The following is a 22957-nucleotide window of genomic DNA, read 5'->3' on the forward strand; positions in this document are numbered from 1 at the left end:
GAGCACCATGCAACTCACCGCACCGGCCACGGGTCGTCCCGCGGCCCCCGCCCGCAACCGCGACGCCGACGGCATGGCCGTCGCGTCCTTCATCCTCGGCCTCCTCGGCCTCCTCGTCCTCAACCTCTTCCTCGGCCCGATCGCCATCGCCCTCGCCGCGGTCTCCCTGTGGCGCGGCACGTCCCGCCGGGGCCGGGCCTACCTGGGCCTCACCCTGGGCGTCGCCGACCTCGCGGTCCTGCTGATCGCGATGCAGATCTCGAACACGGTGTCCTGGAGCCTGTGACACCGGCTGTTCACCGGCCTTGCCCCGCGGCACCCGCACCTCCGCGACCCGGCCGCACCGCCCCTGCCCCCAGCGCCCCCGGCTCCTTGCCGCCTCGGGCCGCGTCCCCGCCACGAGCAACGCGACCGGCCACCGACCGCGGCCGCGCTCCCGCGGTCCGCAGCGGTCGACATGCCCCCGCGACCGACCGCCGATCCCCTTCGGCGAGCGGCTTCCTGTTTCCCACCGTGAGCGGGCCGTGCGCTTCCGCCGCGGTCAGCGGACGGCGCCCGCTTCGGGGTGAGGTCCTTCCCTGCCGTGGACGGCTCCCGGAGATCGCCGCGGCCGGCCTCTCCGCTCCTGCCCGCGTGGCAGCCGCAGGCTCCCGCGTGAGCGGCTGTCGATCTCGGCGGCGTTTCCGTGGCGAGCGGCCGTGGATTCCCTTCGGGGGCGGGCTTCCGCTCCTGCCGCAGTCGTCGACCTGGGCCGGTCCGCCGAGACCGGCTGCCGATCCTCTTCGGGGAAGGGCCTCCTGCTGCGGCTGCGAGTGGGCCGTGCGCTTTCGAGACGGGGGGCCGGCGGCGCCCGCCTCGGGGCACGGTCCTCCCCTGCCGTGGGTGGCTCCCTGTGGCCGGTCTCTCCTGCCGCGGGGCAGCCGCCGGCCGCCGCAACGAGAGGTGGCCCCGATTCCGCCGCCGGCGGTCGGTGCGGTCCCCCGGTGACCGGTCGCGCGGAGCCGCTCGCCCGCTGTGGGCGGACGTTCCGCAGGGCGACGGGCCGCCGCGCGAGCGGAGGGCGGGCGCGGCGGGGAGTGCCGGGCGCCTCGCCGCCGAGCCTGGGACCCCGGTGCGCCACCCGGCCAAAGTAGACTCTCCCCACCATGGCTTACCTCGACCACGCCGCGACCACCCCCATGCTCCCGGAGGCGGCAGAGGCTCTGACCGCACAGTTGGGCGTTACGGGCAACGCCTCCTCCCTGCACGCCTCCGGCCGCCAGGCCCGTCGTACGGTCGAGGAATCCCGCGAGACCCTCGCGGAAGCGCTCGGCGCGCGCCCCAGCGAGGTCGTGTTCACCTCCGGCGGCACCGAGGCCGACAACCTCGCCGTGAAGGGCCTGTACTGGTCCCGCCGCGCCGCCGACCCCGCCCGTACCCGCGTCCTGTCCAGCCCCGTCGAGCACCACGCCGTCCTCGACGCCGTGCACTGGCTCGGCGAGCACGAGGGCGCCACCGTCGAGTACCTGCCCGTCGACGCCCACGGCCGCGTCCACCCGGACACCCTGCGCGAGGCCATCGCCCGCAATCCCGAGGACGTCGCGCTGGCCACCGTGATGTGGGCCAACAACGAGATCGGCACGATCATGCCGATCCGTGAACTCGCCGACGTCGCCGCCGAGTTCGGTATTCCCCTGCACGCCGACGCCGTCCAGGCCGTCGGTCAGGTCCCCGTCGACTTCGGTGCCTCCGGCCTCGCCGCGATGACCGTCTCCGCCCACAAGATCGGCGGCCCCTACGGCATCGGCGCCCTGCTGCTGGGCCGCGAGTACACCCCCGTACCGGTCCTGCACGGAGGCGGCCAGGAGCGGCACGTGCGCTCCGGCACCCTCGACGTCCCCGCCATCGCCTCCTTCGCCGTCGCCGGCCGCACGGCCACCCGGCAGCGCGAACGGTTCGCGCGGGAAGTGGGCGCCCTGCGCGACCAGTTGACCGACGCCGTGCGCGCCGCCGTACCGGACGCCGTGCTCGGCGGCGACCCCGCGCCCGGCGGCCGGCTGCCCGCCAACGCGCACTTCACCTTCCCCGGCTGCGAGGGCGACTCCCTGCTGCTCCTGCTGGACGCCCAGGGCATCGAGTGTTCCACCGGCTCCGCCTGCACGGCGGGTGTCGCCCAGCCCAGCCACGTCCTGCTCGCCATCGGCGTGGACCCGGACCTGGCGCGCGGCACCCTGCGCTTCTCCCTCGGCCACACCTCCACCCAGGCGGACGTGGACGCGGTCGCCAAGGCCATCGGCCCGGCGGTGGAACGCGCCCGCGCGGCCGGTCTCACCTGACCCCCGTCGAGAGCGCATGAAGCGACCTACGAGGCGGGTTCCCTTCGCCGGCATTGTCCGGATCAGGTATCTGGGGGTCGCCTTCCGGTCTCGCGACCTTCCAGCCTCTCAGCCCGAGCGTCGACGTCGGCACCAGCGGATCCCTCGCGGTCTCACGCTGAAGTCGGCTACTCCGCTTGAACTCCCTCACTCGTCCCGTAGGTCTACTTAAAGAATAGACCCACCCATACCAGACATAAAGGGCCTGATCCATGATTTTTCCGGGGTCCGGTGACCGCCGCCCGGTTCCCGCCGCCCCGTACTCTGGAAGCGTTATGACTGAGACTCCGCAGCGCCCCCTCCGCGTCCTCGCCGCCATGTCCGGCGGGGTCGACTCCGCCGTCGCCGCCGCGCGCGCCGCGGAAGCGGGCCATGACGTCACCGGCGTCCATCTCGCGCTCTCCGCGAACCCCCAGTCCTTCCGTACCGGCGCGCGGGGCTGTTGCACCATCGAGGACTCCCGCGACGCCCGCCGCGCCGCCGACGTCATCGGCATCCCCTTCTACGTCTGGGACCTCGCCGACCGCTTCCGCGAGGACGTCGTCGAGGACTTCATCGCCGAGTACGAGGCCGGCCGCACCCCCAACCCCTGCCTGCGCTGCAACGAGAAGATCAAGTTCGCCGCGCTCCTGGACAAGGCGCTCGCCCTCGGCTTCGACGCCGTCTGCACCGGCCACTACGCCAAGGTGCTCGTCGGACCGGACGGCTCCCGCGAACTGCACCGCGCCTCCGACATGGCCAAGGACCAGTCGTACGTCCTCGGCGTCCTGGACGAGAGGCAGCTCGCGCACGCGATGTTCCCGCTCGGCGACACGGTCACCACCAAGGAGGAGATCCGTGCCGAGGCCGAGCGCCGCGGCCTCGCGGTGGCCAAGAAGCCCGACTCGCACGACATCTGCTTCATCGCCGACGGCGACACCCAGGGCTTCCTCGCCCAGCGGCTCGGCAAGGCCGAGGGCGACATCGTGGACGAGTCCGGCGCCCGTCTCGGCACGCACGAGGGGGCGTACGGCTTCACGATCGGCCAGCGCAAGGGCCTGCGCATCGGCACCCCGGCCCCCGACGGCAAGCCGCGCTACGTCCTCGACATCTCCCCGGTCACCAACACCGTCACCGTCGGCCCGGCCGCCGCCCTGGACGTCACCGCCCTCACCGCGATCAAGCCCCGCTGGTGCGGCACCGCCCCCACCGCCCCGGGCAGCTACACCGCCCAGCTGCGCGCCCACGGCGGCGAGACCGAGGTGACCGCGGAGCCCGTCGACGGCGAACTGCGCGTCACCTTCACCGAACCGGTCCGCGGCGTCGCCCCCGGCCAGGCGATCGTCCTGTACGACGGCACGCGCGTCGTCGGCTCCGCCACGATCGCCTCCACCACGCGGGCGACGACGGCGGCGTAGGCCCGCCCGACCCGCGAAGAACCCGGCTACCCCGCGAAGAACCCGGCCAGCACCGGGCCGAGCACCTCGGGCTCCACCATGTGGGTCTGCCCCTCCAGGACCCGGTACTCGCCCCGGGGTGCCGCGTCCGCGATGTCCCGGCCGGCCTGCCGCATCCACTCGGGGCTCGCGCCGCCCGCGACCACCAGCAGGGGCACGGCGACGGACGCCAGCCGGGCGCGGGGGAGCAGTCCGTCGCCCATCACGGCGTCGTCGTACGCGAGGCTCGGTGCGACGGCCTCCATGCCGGGCCACATGGGGGACTGGCGGGCACGCTGGATCATCTCCTCGCCGAGCCCGGTGAGCCGCAGGAACAGCTCGACCGCGTCCCCGCGCCTGCCCTCCCCGAGCGCCCGCCCGAGGTCCCGCTTGTACGCGGCCTCGCGCTCGGCGCCGCCCGGCAGGTGATCCGCGTACGGGACCTCGTACACCGCCGTACGGGTGAACGGCAGCCCGCTCGCCGACGCCTCCAGGGCCAGCGCGCCGCCCGAGGAGACGCCGAACAGCGCGGCGTCGCCGCCGACCGCGTCCAGCAGCGCGGCCAGGTCCTCGACCTCGCGCTTCACCGCGTACGGCGCCGTGTCGCCGCTCCTGCCGCGGCCCCGGCGGTCGTAGACGACGGCCGTGCAGTGGTCCGCGAGCCGCTCGGCCAGGGGGGCCAGGGTGCCGCCGGTGGACATCGCGCCGCTCACCAGGATCACCACGGGCCCCCGGCCGGTCACCGAGTAGACGAGGGGGGTGCCGTCGCGGGAAGTCGTCTTCTTGTCCATGTCCGTGCAGACTGCCGCACGACGGCGGACTCACCGGTCACGACACGTCGACGTCGTAGAAGCAGAGGTGGTCCTTGATCGGCGCGACGTCCGGTTTCGGCTCCGGGTACGCCCAGGCGAGATCGGGCGCGCCGGGCAGCGACCAGTAGGACGCCGTGCCCTTGAACGGGCAGACCGTGTGGGTCTCCGAGGGGGTCAGCAGGTCGAGGCGTACGTCCTCGGCCGGGATGTAGTACCGCACCGGGCAGCCCGTCTCACGCAGCAGCAGGGGGCGGTCGGTCTCCGCGAGCACCTGGTCGCCGTGCACCACGCGCACGTGCCGCTCGCCGGCTTCGATGGTGATGGTGTGTCCTTCGGCCATACCTGGACAGCACCGTCGGGCGAGCGGTTCTTCCCGCGTACGGTAGGTGTCATGAACATCTGCGTCTTCCTCTCCGCCGCCGACCTCGACGAGCGGTACACCCGCCCCGCCCGCGAGTTCGCGAAACTGCTCGGCAAGGGTGGCCACACCCTGGTCTGGGGCGGCTCCAACGTCGGTCTGATGAAGGTCGTCGCCGACGGGGTGGAGGAGGCGGGCGGCCGGCTGGTCGGCGTGTCCGTGGAGTTCCTGGCCAACAAGACGCGGCCCGCCGCCGACGAGATGGTGATCGCCTCCGACCTCGCCGAGCGCAAGAAGCTGCTGCTGGCGAAGGCCGACGCCGTGGTGATCATGGTGGGCGGCACCGGCACGCTGGACGAGGCGACGGAGATCCTGGAGCTGAAGAAGCACGGCCGCACGCAGAAGCCGGTGGTGCTGCTGAACACGGCCGGTTTCTACGACGGCCTGCGCGAGCAGTTCCGCCGCATGGAGGAGGAGGGCTTCCTGCCCCGCCCCCTGGCCGAGCTGGTGTTCTTCGCGGAGGAGCCGGTCGGGGCGCTGGCCTACCTGGAGGAGCAGGCGGGCATCCGCTGATGCGAGCATGGCGGGTATGGCTACACATGTGATCACCGGGGCCGGTTCCGGCATCGGCGCGGCCGTCGCCCGCCGGCTGCACGCACGCGGCGACGAACTCGTCCTGCACGCGCGGGACGCGGGCCGGGCGAAGGAACTGGCCGCGGAGTTCCCGGGGGCGCGCACCCTGGTGGGCGACCTCGCGGAACCGGACCGGCTCTCCTGGGCGTTCTCCCACCAGACGCTGCCGGAACGGGTGGACTCCCTGCTGCACATCGCGGGCGTGGTGGACCTCGGCGAGGTCGGCGACCTGACGCCGAAGTCCTGGCACCACCAGCTCTCCGTCAACCTCGTCGCCCCCGCCGAGCTGACCCGCCTGCTGCTGCCCCAACTGCGCGTCGCCCGCGGCCACGTGCTCTTCGTCAACTCCGGCGCCGGCCTTTCCGCCCACGCGGGCTGGGCCGCCTACGCCGCCTCCAAGCACGGCCTCAAGGCCCTCGCCGACGCCCTCCGCCAGGAGGAACACGCCGCCGGCCTCCGCGTCACCTCCGTCTACCCCGGGCGCACCGCCAGCCCGATGCAGGCCAAGGTGCACCAGCAGGAGGGCAAGGAGTACGACGAGTCCCGGTGGATCGATCCCGAGTCGGTGGCCACGACCATCCTGATGGCGCTGGATCTGCCGCGGGACGCGGAGGTCAACGACCTGACGGTCCGACCGGGCCGCTGACCGGGCCTACGGGTTCCGTAGGCTTCCCTGGTGAGCGAAAACAGCGTGTTCAGGTTCGCCGGGGCCACCGGGATCGGGTCCATGCCCGGTGGCGACGCCCGGGAGGCCGCCAAGACCGTCACCGGGTCCTTCGAGGACTTCCCGTACCTGCCCGAGCTGCCCGCCCGGGGGCCCGGCGCCGACATGATCGGCCGCACCGCCGGGATGCTGGTCGAGCTGTACGCGCGCGTGGAGCCCAGCGGGTGGCGGATCGGGGACCGGCCGGGAAGGGACACCCGGCGGGCGCGGGCCTGGCTGGGGGAGGACCTGGACGCCCTGGAGGAGTTCACCCAGGGGTACGAGGGAGACCTGAAGGTGCAGGCGGTCGGGCCGTGGACGCTCGCCGCCGCCCTGGAGCTGAGGAACGGCGAGGCCGTCCTCTCCGACCCCGGGGCCTGCCGCGACCTGGCCGCCTCCCTCGCCGAGGGGCTGCGGCTCCACCTCGCCGAGGTCCGGCGCCGTGTTCCCGGCGCCCGGATCGTGCTCCAGCTCGACGAGCCGTCCCTGACCGCCGTACTGCGCGGTCAGGTCCGTACCGCCAGCGGCTACCGCACCCACCGCGCCGTGGACCGCCAGCTCGTGGAACACACCCTGCGCGAGGTCGTCGGGGCCCACGGGAACGGCCCGGTCGCCGTCCACTCCTGCGCCCCCGACGTCCCCTTCGCCCTGCTGCGCAGGGCGGGCGTCGCCGCCGTGTCCTTCGACTTCGCGCTCCTCACCGAGCGTGACGACGACGCGATCGGCGAGGCCGTCGAGGCCGGTACCCGCCTGTTCACGGGTGTCGTGCCGGGCACGGACGGCCCGTTGTCAGACCCTGCCGGTAGCGTCATGGGTGTCAGGACGTTGTGGCGCAGGCTGGGGCTGAACCCGGGCCTGCTCGCCGAGGCGGTCACCCTCACCCCGGCGTGCGGCCTCGCGGGCGCTTCCCCCGCCTACGCGCGCCAGGCGCTCGCGCACTGCGTCCGGGCGGCGAGATCCCTCGCGGACAACCCAGAGTAACGGGAGGACAACACGGTGGCCGGCGACAAGCAGGCGGAGACCACGGCGGTGCCCGCCGAGGCCCGCGACAGGCACGCGCAGCTGGCGGAGCAGGTCGAGGAGCACCGCTTCCGGTACTACGTGAAGGACGCTCCGGTCATCAGCGACGCGGAGTTCGACCAGCTCCTGAAGTCCCTGGAGGCCCTGGAGGAGCGGTATCCCGAGCTGCGGACCCCCGACTCGCCCACCCAGAAGGTGGCGGGGTCGTACGAGACGGAGTTCACCGCGGTCGAGCACCGCCGGCGCATGCTCTCCCTCGACAACACCTTCAACGACGACGAACTGGCCGCCTGGGCCGACCGCGTCGCCCGCGAACTCGGCGACCAGGAGTACCACTTCCTGTGCGAGCTGAAGGTCGACGGCCTCGCCGTCAACCTCACGTACGAGCACGGCCGCCTGACCCGCGCCGCGACCCGCGGTGACGGCCGCACCGGCGAGGACATCACGCCCAACGTCCGGACGATCACCGACATCCCCGACCGGCTGCACGGTGACAAGGTCCCCGACCTGGTGGAGATCCGCGGCGAGGTGTACTTCCCGATGGAGAAGTTCCTCGAACTGAACGAACGCCTGGTCGCGGCCGGCGACAAGCCCTTCGCCAACCCCCGCAACGCCGCCGCCGGTTCGCTGCGCCAGAAGGACCCCCGCGTCACCGCCACCCGCCCCCTGCACATGGTGGTGCACGGCATCGGCGCCCTGGAGGGCTTCAGCGGCATGACCCGCCTCTCGCAGGCGTACGACCTCCTCAGGACCTGGGGCCTGCCCACCTCCCCGCACAACCGGGTGGTCGACGACCTCGACGGCGTACGGCGGTTCATCGCGCACTACGACGGCGAGAACCGCCACTCGGTGGAACACGAGATCGACGGCGCCGTCATCAAGCTGGACGAGATCCGCCTCCAGGGCCGCCTCGGCTCCACCGCGCGCGCCCCCCGCTGGGCCATCGCCTACAAGTACGCGCCGGAGGAGGTCAACACCAAGCTCATCGACATCAAGGTGGGCGTCGGCCGCACCGGCCGCGTCACGCCGTACGCCCAGGTCGAACCGGTCACGGTCGCGGGCAGCGAGGTCGAGTTCGCCACCCTGCACAACCAGGAGGTCGTCAAGGCCAAGGGGGTGCTGATCGGCGACACGGTCGTCCTCCGCAAGGCAGGCGACGTCATCCCGGAGATCCTCGGCCCGGTGGTCGACCTGCGCGACGGCAGCGAGCGGGAGTTCGTGATGCCCGGCGAGTGCCCCGAGTGCGGCACCCCGCTGCGGCCCATGAAGGAGGGCGACATCGACCTCCGCTGCCCCAACGCCCGTACGTGCCCGGCCCAGTTGCGCGAGCGCGTCTCCTACCTGGCGGGCCGCGCGTGCCTGGACATCGAGAACTTCGGGGAGGTGGCCGCCGCCGCGCTCACCCGCCCCCTGGAGCCGGCCGAGCCGCCGCTGGTGGACGAGGGCGACCTGTTCGACCTGACGGTGGAGAAGCTGCTGCCCATCAAGGCCTATGTCCTCGACCCGGACAGCGGTCTGCCCAAGCACGACCCCAAGACCGGCGAGGAGAAGGTCGTCACGGTCTTCGCCAACCAGAAGGGCGAGCCGAAGAAGAACACCCTCGCGCTGCTGGAGAACATCGAGGCCGCCAAGTCCCGTCCGCTCGCCCGTTTCCTGAACGGACTGTCCATCCGGCACGTCGGCCCGGTCGCCGCCCAGGCGCTCGCCCGCGAGTTCCGCTCCGTCGACCGCATCGAACAGGCCACGGAGGAGGAGCTGGCGGCCGTCGACGGCGTCGGCCCCATCATCGCCGCCGCGGTCAAGGAGTGGTTCACCGAGGAGTGGCACCGCGAGATCATCCGCAAGTGGAAGGCCGCCGGGGTCCCGCTGGAGGACCAGGTCAGCGGGGAGGCGGAGGGTCCGCGTCCGCTGGAGGGGCTCACCGTCGTGGTCACCGGCACGCTGGAGGACTTCACCCGGGACGGCGCCAAGGAGGCGTTGCAGAGCCGCGGCGCCAAGGTGACCGGCTCGGTGTCGAAGAAGACCTCGTTCGTGGTCGTGGGCGACAACCCGGGATCGAAGTACGACAAGGCCGTGCAATTGAAGGTTCCGGTGCTCGACGAGGACGGATTCGGCGTCCTGTTGGAGCGGGGTCCGGACGCCGCGGCCGAAGTCGCGCTTCCGACCGAGGAGTAGCGGTTGAAGGCCACCCGTTCGGCGCATACCAGTTGCATACGGGTGGCCCCGGGCGCATTCGGGCAACCGCCGACGACCGGTGCCCGTGGAAGCCCTGCGCGGCCTAGTGTTGAGTAGTGCACCTGCCGTGCCCGGCGGCGGTCGGGGGCATTTCCCTGCCCGCCGTGGGCGCGGCAGGGGTTTCTTCAGCGCGAAGCCGTCGATGGTGTCGGACATCGGGCCGCGTGGCGCGGGCACCGCCGGCTGTGAGAGGGACGGGAATGGAACCGACCGAGAGCGTCGCCCCGGACTCACGGCTGCGCCTGCGCCGCCGCGCGCTCGCCTGGCGGGAGAACCTGAGGCCGGTACGCGAGGGCGGCCGTACCCGGCCGCGCGGCCGCGCGGCCGCGGCCGGCTCCGCTGCCCCGCCGCACACCCGCGTACCGCTCGCCATCGAACCCGCGCCCGGCCTGGTCGGCGCGGGCGTCGGCATCGGCGGTGACCAGGAGCCCGGCCGGCGGCTGCCCTGGCCCGCGCTGCCCACGGCCGTCACCGCGGCCGCCGCGCTCGTCCTGTGTGCCGGTTTCCTCCGCGCCTTCGGCGGCCGGCACGCCCTCTTCCCGTGCGGCACCGTCGGCTGGTCGCTGGCCCTGCTCACCGGGATCATCGTCGGCCACCTCGTCATGCTGGGCCGCGCCCGCTGGTGGGGCGGCACCGGCTCCGGCGCCGCGCTCACCCTCGCCGTGCTGCTGCTCTACGGCTGGGTGCCCGCCGGCCTGGTCAGCCTCACCGTCGTCGTCCTGGTCGGCATCGCCCGCCGGCACCGCCGGCGCCAGGGCGTGCTGCACGGCGCGGCGGACATCCTCGGCATCGCGGTGGCCGCCCTGCTGCTCGGCGCGCTCGGCCGGGTGCCCAGCGTGGAGCAGCCCTGGCGGACGCACAGCTGGAGCCTCGCCGCCGCGCCCGAGGTGGTGCTCGCCGCCGTCGCCTATCTCGTCGTCAGCCGCGGCCTGCTCTGGTACCTGAACGCACCGCGCGAGCACGGACTGCCCACCATCCCGCGCCCCGCCCTGGTCAGACAGGGCCTGGTGGCCGTGGCGCTGCTCGGTATCGCGCCGCTGCTGTGCGTGGTCGCCGACGTCCGGCCGGTCCTGCTGCCGCTGTTCGCCATCCCCCTCATCGCCCTCGACTCCGCCCTGTGGATGGCCCGTGCCCGCGCCGAGGAGCAGCTGCGTGACCCGCTGACCGGGCTGCCCAACCGGCAGTGGCTCCAGGAGCGGATCTGGACCGCGTTGGACGACGCCGATCGCATCGACGCCCGTTCCGCGCTGATGCTGATCGACCTCGACCGCTTCCGTTCGGTCAACGACACCCTCGGTCATCTCGCCGGTGACCGGCTGCTGCTGCAGATCGCCGAGCGGCTGCGGCTCGCCCTGCCACGCGGCGCCGAGGCGGCCCGGCTCGGCGGCGACGAGTTCGCGGTCTTACTGCCCGTCGCCGACTCCACCACGTCGGCGATGCGGGTCGCGCGCGGCCTCGTCACCGCGTTGAGTTCCCCGCTCGACCTCGACGGCCTCACCCTCGTGCTGGAGGCCAGCGCCGGGGTCGCCGTCTTCCCGGACCACGCGAAGGACGCGGAGGGGCTGCTGCGGCGCGCCGACGTGGCCATGTACCAGGCGAAGCGGGACCGTACGGGCGTCGAGGTGTACGAGTCCAAGCGGGACTCCAACACCCCGGACCGGCTCGGGCTGCTCGGTGATCTGCGCCGGGCGCTGGACGCGCACGAGGTGCAGCTGCACTACCAGCCCAAGGTGCGCTTCGACGGTCAGGTGGCCGGTCTTGAGGCGCTGGTGCGGTGGGTGCATCCCGAGCGCGGGAAGGTGCCGCCGGACGAGTTCATCGCGATCGCCGAGTCCTCCGGGCTGATGCCCCACCTCACCGAGTACGTGCTGGAGACCGCGCTCGAACAGGTCGCCCGGTGGCGGTCCCAGGGCATCCGGGTGCCGGTCGCGGTCAACGTCTCGCCGCGCGATGTGCACACGCCGGGTTTCGCGGGGTCGGTCGCGGCACGGCTGGCGCGGCACGGCGTGCCGGCGGGCGCGCTGCAACTGGAGATCACCGAGCATGTGCTGCTGGAGGACCCGCAGCGGGCCGCGGACACGCTCGCGGCGCTGACCGGGCACGGCGTGAAGATGTCCCTGGACGACTTCGGCACCGGCTACTCCTCCCTGGTGCACCTGCGGCGGCTGCCGGTCAGCGAGCTGAAGATCGACCGCTCGTTCGTGGCCCGGCTGGCCGTGGACGCGGAGGACGCGGAGATCGTGCGCTGCACCGTCGACCTCGCGCACTCGCTGGGGCTGCTGGTCGTCGCGGAGGGCGTGGAGGACGACGAGACCTGGGAGCGGCTGCGGGACCTCGGCTGTGACGCGGTGCAGGGCTGGCTGGTCGCGGCGGCGATGCCGGCGGAGGAGACGACGTCGTGGCTCCGCTTCCGCCAGGGCAGCACGGGTTCCCCCACGCGCTCGCCCGCGACCGCCGAGGGAGAGGTGACAGCCGTCGGCGACCGCGGGCAGTGAGGACGGCGCGACCACGGCCAGCAGTTCGCCGAAGGCCTCCTGGAGCGGGGGCGGGGCCTGCGGGGTGGCGAAGGGGCGGTCCACCAGATGGGTGAACATCGCGTCGTAGAGGGCGGGGCGGCCCCGGGCGAACGAGGTGTAGGTCCGGGCGACCGCCGGGAGGGACTCGCGCGTGCCCCGCGCGCTCGCGCGGGCCTGTCGTAGCTCCCGCGCGATGTCGACGCAGCCGTCGACCGCGACCGCCGCCGGATTCCAGCGATGCCAGGCAACCTGTCGCTGCTCTGTGAGCTAGCACTGCTAGGGAACACGGGAGAAGCCATGACCATCGCCGCGTACACGCTGGCCGTCCTGCTCGACCTGTTCTGCCTGTTCCTCGGCTACCGCTTCTGGTTCCAGCCCGCCCCCGCCGCCGTCGGCTACGGCGCCTTCCTGGCGGTCAAGGGCCTCAGGGACGGCGCCTTCGGCCTCGTCGGCCTCGTCCTGCTCGCGTTCGTCGGCGCGCGGGCCGAGGCGTGGTTCATGGTCTGCGTGGCCGTCGTCCCGTTCCTCGACACCGTGATAGTCCTGCGCCACGGCGGACCGAAGGCCGTCGCGTTCGGAATTCACCTCGCCACCGCGGCCGTTGTCCTCGTCAGTGCCGCGCTGCTCTTCGCGGCCTGACCGCACCGCACCGTAGGGAGACGCAGATGTCGCTGTTCGTGCCGAGGTTCGAGGAGACCGCGCTGGTGCGGGAGGCCGGGGCCGAGGTGGTCGGCGGGGACCCCGTCGCCATACGGCTGCTGGCGGACAGCGACGCCACCGGCGGTGCGCTGTCCACCGTGCGCGTCACCCTCGCGGCGGGCGCCGACGGCGCCCGCCCGCATGTGCACCACCGCTCCGCCGAGATGTTCTATCTGCTGGACGGCGCCGCCGAGGTGCTCTCCGGCGACGACGTGGTCACCGCCGAGCGCGGCGATCTGATCGTCGTGCCGCCGGATCGCCCGCACTCCCCCAGCCCTCGGCTTCGCTCGTGCCGGGGGCACCCCCACCGCCGCCGTCCCGGGTGCCACCGCCGACCTCCTGGTCGTCATCGCCCCGGGCGTCGAGCGCTTCGAGTACTTCCGCCATCTCCAGCGCATCCGCCTCGGCGAGCTCACCCCCGAGAGTCTGCTGGAGGTGCAGGAGCGGTACGACAACCACTTCCTGGAGAGCGCCGCCTGGGACGCCCGGCGCCGCTGAGCGCGCGCCGCCGGGGAAACCGTTTAACGGCCACCCCGCCCCGACCCATAGGATTGGCTCCAAACCACACACACTCACCCAGAGGATCGCTGCATGCCTGGCATCACGCGCGAGGAGGTCGCCCACCTCGCCCGGCTGGCGCGTCTGGAGCTGAAGCCCGAAGAACTCGATCACTTCGCGGGCCAGCTCGACGACATCATCGGCGCGGTCGCCCGCGTCAGCGAGGTCGCCGACCAAGACGTACCGCCGACCTCGCACCCGCTCCCGCTGACGAACGTCATGCGGGCGGACGAGGTCCGTCCCTCGCTCACCCCCGAGCAGGCGCTCTCCGGCGCCCCCGCCCAGGAGCAGCAGCGTTTCAAGGTGCCGCAGATCCTGGGGGAGGAGTGACCACCATGACGGACAACATCATCAAGCTCACGGCCGCGCAGACCGCCGAGAAGATCGCCTCGGGCGAACTGACGGCCGTCGAGGTCACCGAGGCCCACCTCGCCCGCATCGAGGCCGTCGACGAGAAGGTGCACGCCTTCCTGTACGTCGACCGCGAGGGCGCCCTCGCCCAGGCCCGCGCCGTGGACGAGAAGCGGGCCCGCGGCGAGAAGCTCGGCCCGCTGGCCGGCGTCCCGCTCGCGCTCAAGGACATCTTCACCACCGAGGGCGTGCCCACGACCGTCGGCTCGAAGATCCTGGAAGGCTGGATCCCGCCGTACGACGCGACGCTCACCAAGCGCCTCAAGGCCGCCGACGTCGTCGTCCTCGGCAAGACCAACATGGACGAGTTCGCCATGGGGTCCTCCACCGAGAACAGCGCCTACGGCCCGACCGGCAACCCCTGGGACCTCACCAAGATCCCCGGCGGCTCCGGCGGCGGTTCCTCCGCCGCGCTCGCCTCCTTCCAGGCGCCGCTCGCCATCGGCACCGACACCGGCGGCTCCATCCGCCAGCCGGCCGCCGTCACCGGCACCGTGGGTGTGAAGCCGACGTACGGCGCGGTCTCCCGCTTCGGCATGGTCGCCTTCTCCTCCTCCCTCGACCAGGGCGGCCCCTGCGCCCGTACGGTCCTGGACGCGGCCCTGCTGCACGAGGTCATCGCCGGCCACGACCCGATGGACTCCACCTCCATCGACGCCCCGGTCCCGCCGGTGGTCGAGGCCGCCCGCAACGGCAGCGTCCAGGGCATGCGCGTCGGCGTCGTCAAGCAGTTCCGCGGCGAGGGCTACCAGGCCGGCGTCATCCAGCGCTTCGACGAGTCCGTCGAGCTGCTGAAGGAGCTGGGCGCCGAGATCGTCGAGCTGGACTGCCCGTCCTTCGACCTCGCGCTGTCGGCGTACTACCTGATCGCCCCCTCCGAGTGCTCCTCCAACCTCGCCCGCTTCGACGGCCTGCGCTACGGCCTGCGCACGGGCGACGACGGCTCGCACTCGGCCGAGGAGGTCACCTCCCTGACCCGCGAGGCCGGCTTCGGCCCCGAGGTCAAGCGCCGCATCATGCTCGGCACGTACGCCCTGTCGAGCGGCTACTACGACGCCTACTACGGCTCGGCCCAGAAGGTCCGCACGCTCATCACGCGCGACTTCGAGAAGGCGTTCGAGCAGGTGGACGTGATCGTCTCCCCGACGACCCCGACCACCGCCTTCGCGATCGGCGAGCGCGCCGACGACCCGATGGCGATGTACCTCGCGGACCTGTGCACCATCCCGACCAACCTGGCGGGCAACGCGGCCATGTCGCTGCCCTGCGGTCTCGCCCCGGAGGACAACCTCCCGGTGGGCCTGCAGATCATCGCCCCGGCGATGCAGGACGACCGCCTGTACAAGGTGGGCGCCGCGGTCGAGGCCGCCTTCGTGGAACAGTGGGGACACCCGCTGCTTGAGGAGGCTCCGTCGCTGTGAGCAAGCTGTCCAAGGCCAAGGACTTCAAGAAGTCCAAGTCCGGTACGTACCTGTCCATGGCCACCACCGCGTTCGGCGCGATCGGTGTCACCAAGCAGATCAAGAAGGCCCGCGCCGAGCACGACACGCTGCGGCTGATCGACGCCACGGTCTCCGCCGTCGCGATCGTGACCGGCCTCGCGATCCTCTACCGCGAGCTGAAGCGGCTGGGCGACGACGACGTCCTGCTGGGCTGAGAGGGAAGTTTTCACCGTGACCACCACGACCGACCTGGTGTCGTACGAGGACGCGCTGGCGTCGTACGACCCCGTCATGGGCCTTGAAGTCCATGTCGAACTCGGCACCAAGACCAAGATGTTCTGCGGGTGCTCCACGGAGCTGGGCGCCGAGCCCAACTCGCAGACCTGCCCCGTCTGCCTCGGCCTGCCCGGCGCGCTCCCGGTCGTCAACGCGACCGGCGTCGAGTCGGCCGTCAAGATCGGCCTCGCGCTGAACTGCTCGATCGCCGAATGGTGCCGCTTCGCCCGGAAGAACTACTTCTATCCGGACATGCCGAAGAACTTCCAGACCTCCCAGTACGACGAGCCGATCGCCTTCGACGGCTACCTCGACGTACAGCTGGAGGACGGCGAGACCTTCCGCGTGGAGATCGAGCGCGCCCACATGGAGGAGGACACCGGCAAGTCGACACACGTCGGCGGCGCCACCGGCCGTATCCACGGCGCGTCCCACTCCCTGCTGGACTACAACCGTGCGGGCATCCCGCTCATCGAGATCGTCACCAAGCCGATCGTGGGCGCGGGCGAGCGCGCCCCCGAGGTGGCCAAGGCGTACGTCCGTGAGCTGCGCGAGGTCATCCGTGCCCTCGGCGTGTCCGAGGCCCGCATGGAGATGGGCCAGATGCGCTGCGACGTGAACCTGTCGCTGATGCCCAAGGGCGCCGACAAGTTCGGTACGCGCTCGGAGACGAAGAACGTCAACTCCCTGCGCTCGGTGGAGCGCGCGGCCCGCTTCGAGATCATGCGGCACGCGGCCGTGCTGTCCTCGGGCGGCACCATCGTCCAGGAGACCCGCCACTTCCACGAGGACACGGGGTCCACGACCTCGGGCCGCGTGAAGGAGGAGGCCGAGGACTACCGGTACTTCCCGGAGCCCGACCTGGTCCCCGTCGCGCCCTCGCGCGCGTGGGTCGAGGAGATCCGCGCGGCGCTGCCCGAGCTGCCGCTGGTGCGCCGTACCCGGCTGCTCGCCGAGTGGGGCGTCTCCGACACCGAGATGCAGGCGATCCTGAACGCCGGTGCGCTGGACCCGATCGTGGCCACCATCGAGGCCGGGGCCGACGCGGCCTCCGCCCGCAAGTGGTGGATGGGCGAACTGGCGCGCAGCGCCAACGAGTCCGGCACCTCCCTGGACGGGCTGGCGATCACCCCGCAGCAGGTGGCCCGGGTCGCCGAGCTGGTCGCGAAGGGCGATCTGAACGACAAGCTGGCCCGCCAGGTCATCGAGGGCGTCCTCGCGGGCGAGGGCACCCCGGACGAGGTCGTCGACAAGCGCGGCCTGAAGGTCGTCTCCGACGACTCCGCGCTCGGCACGGCCGTGGACGAGGCCATCGCCGGCAACCCCGGCATCGCGGACAAGATCCGTGGTGGCAAGGTGGCCGCGGCCGGCGCCCTGGTCGGCGCGGTGATGAAGGCCACCCGCGGCCAGGCCGACGCGGCCCGCGTCAAGGAGCTGATCCTGGAGAAGCTCGGCGTCAGCGAGGGCTGAGACGAGGGCTGAGCCACCGTCGACCCGTGGGGGGACGCGCCGCACCGGCGCGTCCCCCCACGGCGTTTTCCGCTTCCGTTGTGAGTAAGCCCACGAACCCGGCAAAGGATCACTTTTGCCTGCGAGAGTGTCCAGAGATTACTCATGCGTTCTTTGCGGGCTGTTCTGTTCATGGACGATCAATCCCTGCCAAAGATCCACAAATCGTCCTTGGGAGCACGTCCGTGGCAGCCCTCGCGCGCTGGTGCGTCCGGCACCGACTGGTCGTCGTCCTGCTGTGGCTGTGTGCCTTCGGCGGGGCCACCGCGGCCGCCTCCGTCGCCGGAACGTCGTACTCGAACGACTACTCGGTCCCCGGCACCGAGTCCGGCCGCGCCGCCCAGTTGCTCCAGGCGGGATTCCCGGGACTCGGCGGCGACAGCGACACCGTCGTGTGGCACACCACCGAGGGCACCGTCCGCGCCGCCGACGTCGAACAGAGCATGACCGGCGCCCTCGACCGGATCGCCGCCCTGCCCGGGGTCGCCTCCGTGGACGGCCCGTACGGCGGACAGGGCGCCCGGCAGATCAGCGCCGACGGCCGCACCGCCTACGCCACCGTCACCTTCACGCAGCAGGCCGAGGACATCGGCAGGAACGAGGCGAAGGCCGTCGTGGGGGCCGCGAAGGCCGCCGAGGGCGACGGGCTCCAGGTGGAACTGGGCGGCAGCGCGATCGGGCTCACCGAGGCGCCGAGCGACCACACCGCCGAGGTGGTCGGCGTCCTCGTCGCCGCGGTCGTCCTCTTCCTCGCCTTCGGCTCCCTCGCCGCCTCCCTGCTGCCCATCGCCACCGCCCTGATCGGCGTCGGCACCGCCCACGCCGGCATCGGACTGCTCGGCCACGCCATGACCGTCGCCGACTTCGCGCCCATGCTCGGCATGCTCATCGGCCTCGGCGTCGGCATCGACTACGCGCTGTTCATCGTCACCAGGCACCGGCGCGGACTGAAACGCGGCCTGGCCGTCACCGAGGCCGTCGTGAGCGCCGTGACGACCACCGGACGCGCCGTCGTCTTCGCGGGCGCGACGGTGTGCATCGCCCTGCTCGGGATGCTGATCCTCAGACTGAGCTTCCTCAACGGCGTCGCCGTGGCCGCCGCGCTGACCGTCGTCCTCACCGTCGCCGCCTCCGTCACCCTGCTGCCCGCGCTGCTGTCGTACATCGGCCCGCGCGCCCTCAGCCGCCGTGAACGCCGCCTGCTCGCCGCGCAGGGGCCGCGCCCCGAGGTGCCCACCGGCCTGGCCGCCCGCTGGTCCGCGCTGCTGGAGCGGCGCCCCAAACTGCTCGGCTCGCTCGCCGTCGCCGTGATCGCGCTGCTCGCCCTGCCCACCCTCTCGCTCCACCTCGGCACCTCCGACCAGGGCAACGACCCCCGCACCTCCACCACCCGCAAGGCCTACGACCTGCTCGCCGAGGGCTTCGGACCCGGCGTCAACGGCCCGCTGACCCTGGTCACCCGGGTGGGCGACGCCGCCGACCGGCTCGCCCTCGACAACCTCGACGCCACCCTGCGCGCGACCCCCGGCGTCGCCTCCGTCACCCCGGCCGCCTACGCCACCGGCGGCGAGACCGCCTTCCTCACCGTCGTCCCCGACTCGGCGCCCCAGTCACAGGCCACCAGCGCCCTCGTGGACCGGCTGCGCGGGAGCGTGCTGCCCGGCGCGGAACACGGCACCTCCCTCGACATCCAGGTCGGCGGCGTGACCGCAGGCTACGACGACTTCTCCGATGTGATCGTCGGCAAACTCCCCTTGTTCGTCGGCACCGTCATCGGACTCGGCTGCCTGCTGCTGCTCGTCGCCTTCCGCTCGCTCGGCATACCGATCAAGGCCGCCGTGATGAACATCGCCGCCGTGGCCGCCGCGTTCGGCGTCGTCGTCGCGATCTTCCAGTGGGGCTGGGGCAGCGAACTCCTCGGCCTCGGCCGCGCGGGCCCCATCGAACCCTTCCTGCCCGTGATCATGGTCTCGGTGCTCTTCGGGCTCTCCATGGACTACCAGGTCTTCCTGGTCAGCCGGATGTACGAGGAGTGGCTGGCCACCGGCGACAACCGGCGCGCCGTCCGCGTGGGCCTCGCCGAGACCAGCCGCGTGATCAACTCCGCGGCCGTGATCATGATTTCGGTGTTCCTCGCCTTCGTGCTCAGCGGCGACCGCGTGATCGCCATGTTCGGCATCGCGCTCGCCGCCGCCGTCGCCCTCGACGCCTTCGTGCTGCGCACCCTCCTGGTGCCCGCCCTGATGCATCTGCTCGGCGCCGCCAACTGGTGGCTGCCCGGCTGGCTGGAACGCCGGCTGCCGCGCATCAGCATCGAGCCGCCGGAGTGCCGCGCCGCGCATGAGAGGCTCGGACGAGTCCCGGCCGACCGACTCGGCCGGGGCCGGACGCGCGAACCGGAGAAGGAAGCACAGCACGATGTACGCGATATCCCTGGGTGACGACGGCGCCGAACTGTGCCCGCTGGAGGTCTGGCACGCCGAGGAGGTGCTCGCGTCCGTCGACCGCGGACGCGAGTTCATCGGCCGGCACGTCGGGCTGGCGGACGTGGTGACCGACCTGGACAGCGCCCGCGCCTGGGTGAAGGGCTACGCCGACCGGCGCGCCGTCGACGGCGGCGCGCTGCACGGCATCCGGCTGGACGGCACGCTCGTCGGGGCGCTGCTCTTCCGGGTCTGGGACACCCCGAGCGGAGTGTGCGAGGCCGGCTGCTGGCTGGAGCCCGCGGCGGCCGGGCGCGGGCTGGTCACCCGGGGCATGCGGGTCCTGCTCGACTGGGCGTTCGAGGAGCGCGGCATGCACCGCGTCGAGTGGCGGGTGTCCACCGCCAACCAGCCCAGCATCAACGTGGCCCGGCGGCTCGGCATGACCCGTGAGGGTGTACTGCGCGAGAACTACCCGCACCACGGCGAGCGCACCAGCACCGAGATCTGGTCGGTGCTGGCCCCCGAGTGGCGTACGGCCCGTTCGGGTGACGCGCAACACGCCCGTTGACGCTCATTAAGCGCCCTCTCAGACGGCGTCCGTACGGTTGCTGCCATGGCAACGAAGACATCGGAAGACACCGCGGCCGACACGACGGCGGCGCGGCACGACGACGAGACGACGGAGGGGGCCGAGACCGCGGGGACGACGCAGACCGCGGGGAAGGCGGAGGCCGCGGGGAAGGCGGAGGCCGTGACGGAAGCCCCGGCCGGGGCTGCGGCCGGAGGCGTGACGGCCGGGGACGTGACGGCCGAGGACGCGGTCGCCGGGGGCGCCGAGGAGGCGGCCGACGGCGCGTTCGCCGAAGAGGCGGCGGACGCGCCGGAGGGCGGGACCGAGGACGCCAGGACGCCCTCCGGGGTCGGCCAGGGCGCCGGTGCCGTCGTCTCCGCCGCGCTGGGCCTCGTCTCGCTCAGCGGCGGGTGGGTCGGTACCGTCGCGGGCGCCCGCCAGCAGCTCATCGGCCAGCTGCGGACGTCCTCCACGGCGAGCGTCGCCACGCAGATCAAGGCGGTCTACGGCGACGCCTGGCACACCACCGCGCTGTGGGCTGGCTTCTTCGCCCTGGTGGCGCTGGTCACCGGCGTGGTCGTCCTCGCCCGCCCCGCCTTCGGCGCTCCCGGCCGCCCGCAGGCGTCCTGGATCAAGTCGGTGGCCTGGGCGGGCGTCTCGCTCGGCGTCATCGGACTGCTGCTGGCGATCCTGAAGTACTCGGACGCGCTGCTGGCGCTGCCCTCGACGAGCTGAACCGGCCGGGAGGCCCCGGCGTCCAGGGGCCTCAGGAGCGTCCGAGCGTAGGGGTCTCAGGGAATCCGCGTACATGCACGGGTTTCTGAGGCCCCTCACGTGTGCCCGGCAGGGTTTCTGAGACTCCTTACACGGGCGGGTCGGCCCGCCGGACGCCCGAAGATGCGGAACTTGCCCGATGTGGCGCGCCCGGCCCGGAGCGGAAGGTGGAGGCATCACGCGGAGGCCTCGCGGCGAGCGAGTCCCCGCACCGCCTTTCCGCGAAGGGACCCGTCGTGATCGAGTTCTCGGACCAGGCGCGGGCGCGCGCCGACCGGTTGCTGCTGGAGGCCGCCCGGCATCGCCTGTCCCGCGAGGTGACCCGGACCCGCCGTCGTGCCCGCCGTACGGTACGGGCGTGGGCCGGCGGATCGGGCAGGGGCGGCGATCCGCACAGGACCCCGCCCCGGTGGCACCGGCCGCCGCGTACCGGGTGAGTGCGCCGTGGGTACGACGTTTCCCGCCGGAGGTACGACACTTCCCGCCGTGGGCACGGCGTCTCGCGCCGTCGGTACGACGCGTCGTGCGGCCGGTACGGGCGGTCGCGCCGCCGGTACGAGCCCTCCCGCGGCCGGTACGTCCCGCACGGTGGCCGGTACGAGCACTCCCGCGGCCGGTACGAGTTGTCAGGTGACCGGTACGACGATCGCACCGAGTCTGTGGAAAACCGGCGACCCGGTCTCCGCGCCCCGTGCGATGCTCGGCCGCGTGGAGACCAGATCCGTCAGTCCCGTGTTCGTCGGCCGCGCCGCAGAGCTGGCCGTACTGCACGACGCGCTCACCCGCGCCGCCGCGGGGGAGCCGCAGGCGCTGCTGCTCGGCGGCGAGGCCGGCGTGGGTAAGACCCGCCTGGTCGAGGAGTTCGCCGCGGCGGCCGGGAGCCGGGAGGCATCCGTGGCCGTCGGCGGCTGCCTGGAGATCGGCGCCGAAGGGCTGCCGTTCGCCCCGTTCTCCACCGCGCTGCGTCACCTGCGCGCCACCCGGCCCGAGGAGTTCGCCACCGCGACGGCCGGCCAGGAGGACGAACTGGCCTGGCTGCTTCCCGAACTGGGTGAGCCCCGGGCAGGCCGTCGCGACGAACAGGGCATGGCCCGCCTGTTCGCGCTCACCGCCCGCCTGCTGGAGCGGCTCGCCGCCGCGCGGACCGTCGCGCTCGTCCTGGAGGACCTGCACTGGGCCGACGCCTCCACCCGCCATCTGCTCGCCTACCTCCTGCGCACCCCGCGCACCGGGCGGCTCCTCGTCCTCGCCACCTATCGCTCCGACCACCTCCACCGACGCCACCCCCTGCGCCCCCTGCTCGCCGAACTGGACCGGCTGCGCACCGTCCGCCGCATCGACCTGCCCCGCCTCACCCGCGAGGAGGCCGCCCGCCAGATCGCCGGCATCCTGGCGAGCGAACCCGACCCCGCCCAGGTCGACGCCGTCTTCGAACGCTCCGACGGCAACGCCTTCTTCGTGGAGGAACTCGCCGTGGCCGCCCGGGAGGGCCGTCGTACCGGCCTCACCGACTCCCTGCGCGACCTGCTTCTGGTCCGGGTCGAGACCCTGCCCGAGTCCGCCCAGCGGGTCGCCCGGATCATCGCCGAGGGCGGCTCCACCGTGGAGCACCGGCTGCTCGCGGCCGTCGCCGGGCTCCCGGAGGACGACCTCGTCGAGGCGCTGCGGACCGCCGTCGGCGCCCACGTCCTCATCCCGGCCCCGGACGGCACCGGCTACCGCTTCCGGCACTCCCTGGTCCGCGAGGCCGTCGCCGGCGACCTGCTGCCCGGCGAACGCTCCCGCCTCAACCGCCGCTACGCCGAGGCCCTGGACGCCGACCCCACCCTCGTCCCGGCCGACGCCCGCGTGCCACGCCTGGCCGGCTACTGGTACCACGCCCACGACCCCGCCAAGGCCCTGCCCGCTGTTCTCGCCGCCTCCGTCGTCGCCCGCCGCCGGCACGCCTACACCGAGCAGCTCGACCTGCTGGAAAGGGCGATGGAGCTGTGGGAAAGCGCCCCGGAGGACGTGCGCTCCAGCCTGCGCCGGGCGGACTGCACCGACGCCGGCACCCCATGCGGCGGCGACCCCGCCACCACCCCGCTGAGCTGTCTCGACCTGATGGCCGAGGCTGCCGTCGCCGGCCGCTTCGGCGGGGAGCGCGAGCGGGCCCTGACGATCACCGAGCGGGCTCTGCGCCTGCTGGAGGACGCGCCGGACCCGCTGCGCGCCGCCTGGTTCTGGGTGCAGCGTGCCCGGCTGG

General features: G+C 72.9%; 20 protein-coding genes and 1 pseudogene. 19 read left to right on the forward strand and 2 right to left on the reverse strand.

Annotation, left to right across the window (positions count from 1 at the left end):
- Nucleotides 1–7: 7 nt before the first annotated feature.
- The 3 genes from ACWDD7_RS30215 (at nucleotide 8) to mnmA (ending at nucleotide 3751) form a co-directional block, all read left to right on the forward strand.
- Nucleotides 8–286: a DUF4190 domain-containing protein gene (locus ACWDD7_RS30215; RefSeq protein WP_351866758.1), complete on the forward strand. Its 279-nt coding sequence runs from the start codon at nucleotides 8–10 to the stop codon at nucleotides 284–286.
- An 859-nt stretch (nucleotides 287–1145) separates the two neighbouring features.
- A complete protein-coding gene (locus ACWDD7_RS30220) occupies nucleotides 1146–2315 on the forward strand; it encodes a cysteine desulfurase family protein (RefSeq protein WP_450459739.1) in 1170 nt (389 codons plus the stop codon).
- A 314-nt stretch (nucleotides 2316–2629) separates the two neighbouring features.
- Nucleotides 2630–3751: a tRNA 2-thiouridine(34) synthase MnmA gene (mnmA, locus tag ACWDD7_RS30225; RefSeq protein WP_450459740.1), complete on the forward strand. Its 1122-nt coding sequence runs from the start codon at nucleotides 2630–2632 to the stop codon at nucleotides 3749–3751.
- Between the two features lie 26 nt (nucleotides 3752–3777).
- Here the strand turns inward: mnmA and ACWDD7_RS30230 are convergent, their stop codons facing one another.
- Nucleotides 3778–4560: an alpha/beta fold hydrolase gene (locus ACWDD7_RS30230; protein WP_450459741.1), complete on the reverse strand. Its 783-nt coding sequence runs from the start codon at nucleotides 4558–4560 to the stop codon at nucleotides 3778–3780.
- Between the two features lie 37 nt (nucleotides 4561–4597).
- Nucleotides 4598–4921 carry a DUF427 domain-containing protein gene (locus ACWDD7_RS30235; protein ID WP_351866747.1) on the reverse strand — a complete coding sequence of 108 codons (324 nt, stop codon included), beginning with the start codon at nucleotides 4919–4921 and terminating at the stop codon, nucleotides 4598–4600.
- Nucleotides 4922–4972: 51 nt separating this feature from the next.
- Here ACWDD7_RS30235 and ACWDD7_RS30240 point away from each other — a divergent pair, with 51 nt between their 5' ends.
- From ACWDD7_RS30240 to ACWDD7_RS30315, 16 genes and pseudogenes are all read left to right on the forward strand, one after another.
- Complete coding sequence (locus ACWDD7_RS30240; protein ID WP_285560046.1) at nucleotides 4973–5512, forward strand: LOG family protein; 540 nt, start codon at nucleotides 4973–4975, stop codon at nucleotides 5510–5512.
- Nucleotides 5513–5519: 7 nt separating this feature from the next.
- On the forward strand, nucleotides 5520–6218 hold the full coding sequence (locus ACWDD7_RS30245; RefSeq protein WP_351866743.1) for an SDR family oxidoreductase: 699 nt from the start codon (nucleotides 5520–5522) through the stop codon (nucleotides 6216–6218).
- A gap of 30 nt (nucleotides 6219–6248) precedes the next feature.
- A complete protein-coding gene (locus ACWDD7_RS30250; protein ID WP_450459742.1) occupies nucleotides 6249–7256 on the forward strand; it encodes a methionine synthase in 1008 nt (335 codons plus the stop codon).
- 15 nt (nucleotides 7257–7271) lie between these two features.
- The gene (ligA, locus tag ACWDD7_RS30255) at nucleotides 7272–9470 is read left to right on the forward strand and encodes an NAD-dependent DNA ligase LigA (RefSeq protein WP_450459743.1); all 2199 of its coding nucleotides are present in this window, start codon (nucleotides 7272–7274) and stop codon (nucleotides 9468–9470) included.
- Nucleotides 9471–9919: 449 nt separating this feature from the next.
- Complete coding sequence (locus tag ACWDD7_RS30260) at nucleotides 9920–12025, forward strand: putative bifunctional diguanylate cyclase/phosphodiesterase (protein ID WP_450459751.1); 2106 nt, start codon at nucleotides 9920–9922, stop codon at nucleotides 12023–12025.
- Nucleotides 12026–12343: 318 nt separating this feature from the next.
- Nucleotides 12344–12685, forward strand: coding sequence for a DUF4267 domain-containing protein (locus ACWDD7_RS30265; protein WP_450459744.1), 342 nt, complete (start codon nucleotides 12344–12346; stop codon nucleotides 12683–12685).
- A gap of 26 nt (nucleotides 12686–12711) precedes the next feature.
- A pseudogene (locus ACWDD7_RS30270) lies at nucleotides 12712–13243 on the forward strand (cupin domain-containing protein).
- 93 nt (nucleotides 13244–13336) lie between these two features.
- Complete coding sequence (gatC, locus tag ACWDD7_RS30275; protein WP_006130840.1) at nucleotides 13337–13633, forward strand: Asp-tRNA(Asn)/Glu-tRNA(Gln) amidotransferase subunit GatC; 297 nt, start codon at nucleotides 13337–13339, stop codon at nucleotides 13631–13633.
- A gap of 5 nt (nucleotides 13634–13638) precedes the next feature.
- Nucleotides 13639–15135 carry an Asp-tRNA(Asn)/Glu-tRNA(Gln) amidotransferase subunit GatA gene (gatA, locus tag ACWDD7_RS30280; RefSeq protein WP_450459745.1) on the forward strand — a complete coding sequence of 499 codons (1497 nt, stop codon included), beginning with the start codon at nucleotides 13639–13641 and terminating at the stop codon, nucleotides 15133–15135.
- Entirely contained in the window at nucleotides 15132–15371 is a 240-nt protein-coding gene (locus ACWDD7_RS30285; protein WP_053662973.1) for a hypothetical protein, read from the forward strand. The genes gatA and ACWDD7_RS30285 overlap by 4 nt, the downstream gene beginning before the upstream one ends.
- 16 nt (nucleotides 15372–15387) lie before the next feature.
- Nucleotides 15388–16902, forward strand: coding sequence for an Asp-tRNA(Asn)/Glu-tRNA(Gln) amidotransferase subunit GatB (gene gatB / locus ACWDD7_RS30290; protein ID WP_450459746.1), 1515 nt, complete (start codon nucleotides 15388–15390; stop codon nucleotides 16900–16902).
- A gap of 224 nt (nucleotides 16903–17126) precedes the next feature.
- Entirely contained in the window at nucleotides 17127–19382 is a 2256-nt protein-coding gene (locus ACWDD7_RS30295) for an MMPL family transporter (protein ID WP_450459747.1), read from the forward strand.
- Nucleotides 19360–19935 (forward strand): GNAT family N-acetyltransferase, encoded by a 576-nt coding sequence (locus ACWDD7_RS30300; protein ID WP_450459748.1) that lies wholly within the window; start codon nucleotides 19360–19362, stop codon nucleotides 19933–19935. Before ACWDD7_RS30295 ends, ACWDD7_RS30300 begins: the two co-directional genes overlap by 23 nt.
- A gap of 45 nt (nucleotides 19936–19980) precedes the next feature.
- Nucleotides 19981–20673, forward strand: coding sequence for a hypothetical protein (locus ACWDD7_RS30305; RefSeq protein ID WP_450459749.1), 693 nt, complete (start codon nucleotides 19981–19983; stop codon nucleotides 20671–20673).
- 275 nt (nucleotides 20674–20948) lie between these two features.
- Nucleotides 20949–21149 carry a hypothetical protein gene (locus ACWDD7_RS30310; RefSeq protein ID WP_450459750.1) on the forward strand — a complete coding sequence of 67 codons (201 nt, stop codon included), beginning with the start codon at nucleotides 20949–20951 and terminating at the stop codon, nucleotides 21147–21149.
- A 259-nt stretch (nucleotides 21150–21408) separates the two neighbouring features.
- Nucleotides 21409–22957 (forward strand): ATP-binding protein (locus ACWDD7_RS30315; protein ID WP_450459752.1); only part of this gene is annotated, 1549 nt, incomplete at its 3' end.

This window comes from Streptomyces sp. NPDC001056 (genome assembly GCF_053598955.1).

Excerpts from the sequence above, each read along its gene's own strand:
- mnmA (WP_450459740.1), top strand. The coding sequence starts at position 2,630 with ATGACTGAGACTCCGCAGCGCCCCCTCCGCGTCCTCGCCGCCATGTCC.
- ACWDD7_RS30230 (WP_450459741.1), bottom strand. The coding sequence starts at position 4,560 with ATGGACAAGAAGACGACTTCCCGCGACGGCACCCCCCTCGTCTACTCG.
- ACWDD7_RS30240 (WP_285560046.1), top strand. The coding sequence starts at position 4,973 with ATGAACATCTGCGTCTTCCTCTCCGCCGCCGACCTCGACGAGCGGTAC.
- ACWDD7_RS30245 (WP_351866743.1), top strand. The coding sequence starts at position 5,520 with ATGGCGGGTATGGCTACACATGTGATCACCGGGGCCGGTTCCGGCATC.
- ACWDD7_RS30235 (WP_351866747.1), bottom strand. The coding sequence starts at position 4,921 with ATGGCCGAAGGACACACCATCACCATCGAAGCCGGCGAGCGGCACGTG.
- ACWDD7_RS30300 (WP_450459748.1), top strand. The coding sequence starts at position 19,360 with ATGTACGCGATATCCCTGGGTGACGACGGCGCCGAACTGTGCCCGCTG.
- gatA (WP_450459745.1), top strand. The coding sequence starts at position 13,639 with ATGACGGACAACATCATCAAGCTCACGGCCGCGCAGACCGCCGAGAAG.
- ACWDD7_RS30215 (WP_351866758.1), top strand. The coding sequence starts at position 8 with ATGCAACTCACCGCACCGGCCACGGGTCGTCCCGCGGCCCCCGCCCGC.
- ACWDD7_RS30305 (WP_450459749.1), top strand. The coding sequence starts at position 19,981 with ATGGCAACGAAGACATCGGAAGACACCGCGGCCGACACGACGGCGGCG.
- ACWDD7_RS30220 (WP_450459739.1), top strand. The coding sequence starts at position 1,146 with ATGGCTTACCTCGACCACGCCGCGACCACCCCCATGCTCCCGGAGGCG.
- ACWDD7_RS30265 (WP_450459744.1), top strand. The coding sequence starts at position 12,344 with ATGACCATCGCCGCGTACACGCTGGCCGTCCTGCTCGACCTGTTCTGC.
- gatC (WP_006130840.1), top strand. The coding sequence starts at position 13,337 with ATGCCTGGCATCACGCGCGAGGAGGTCGCCCACCTCGCCCGGCTGGCG.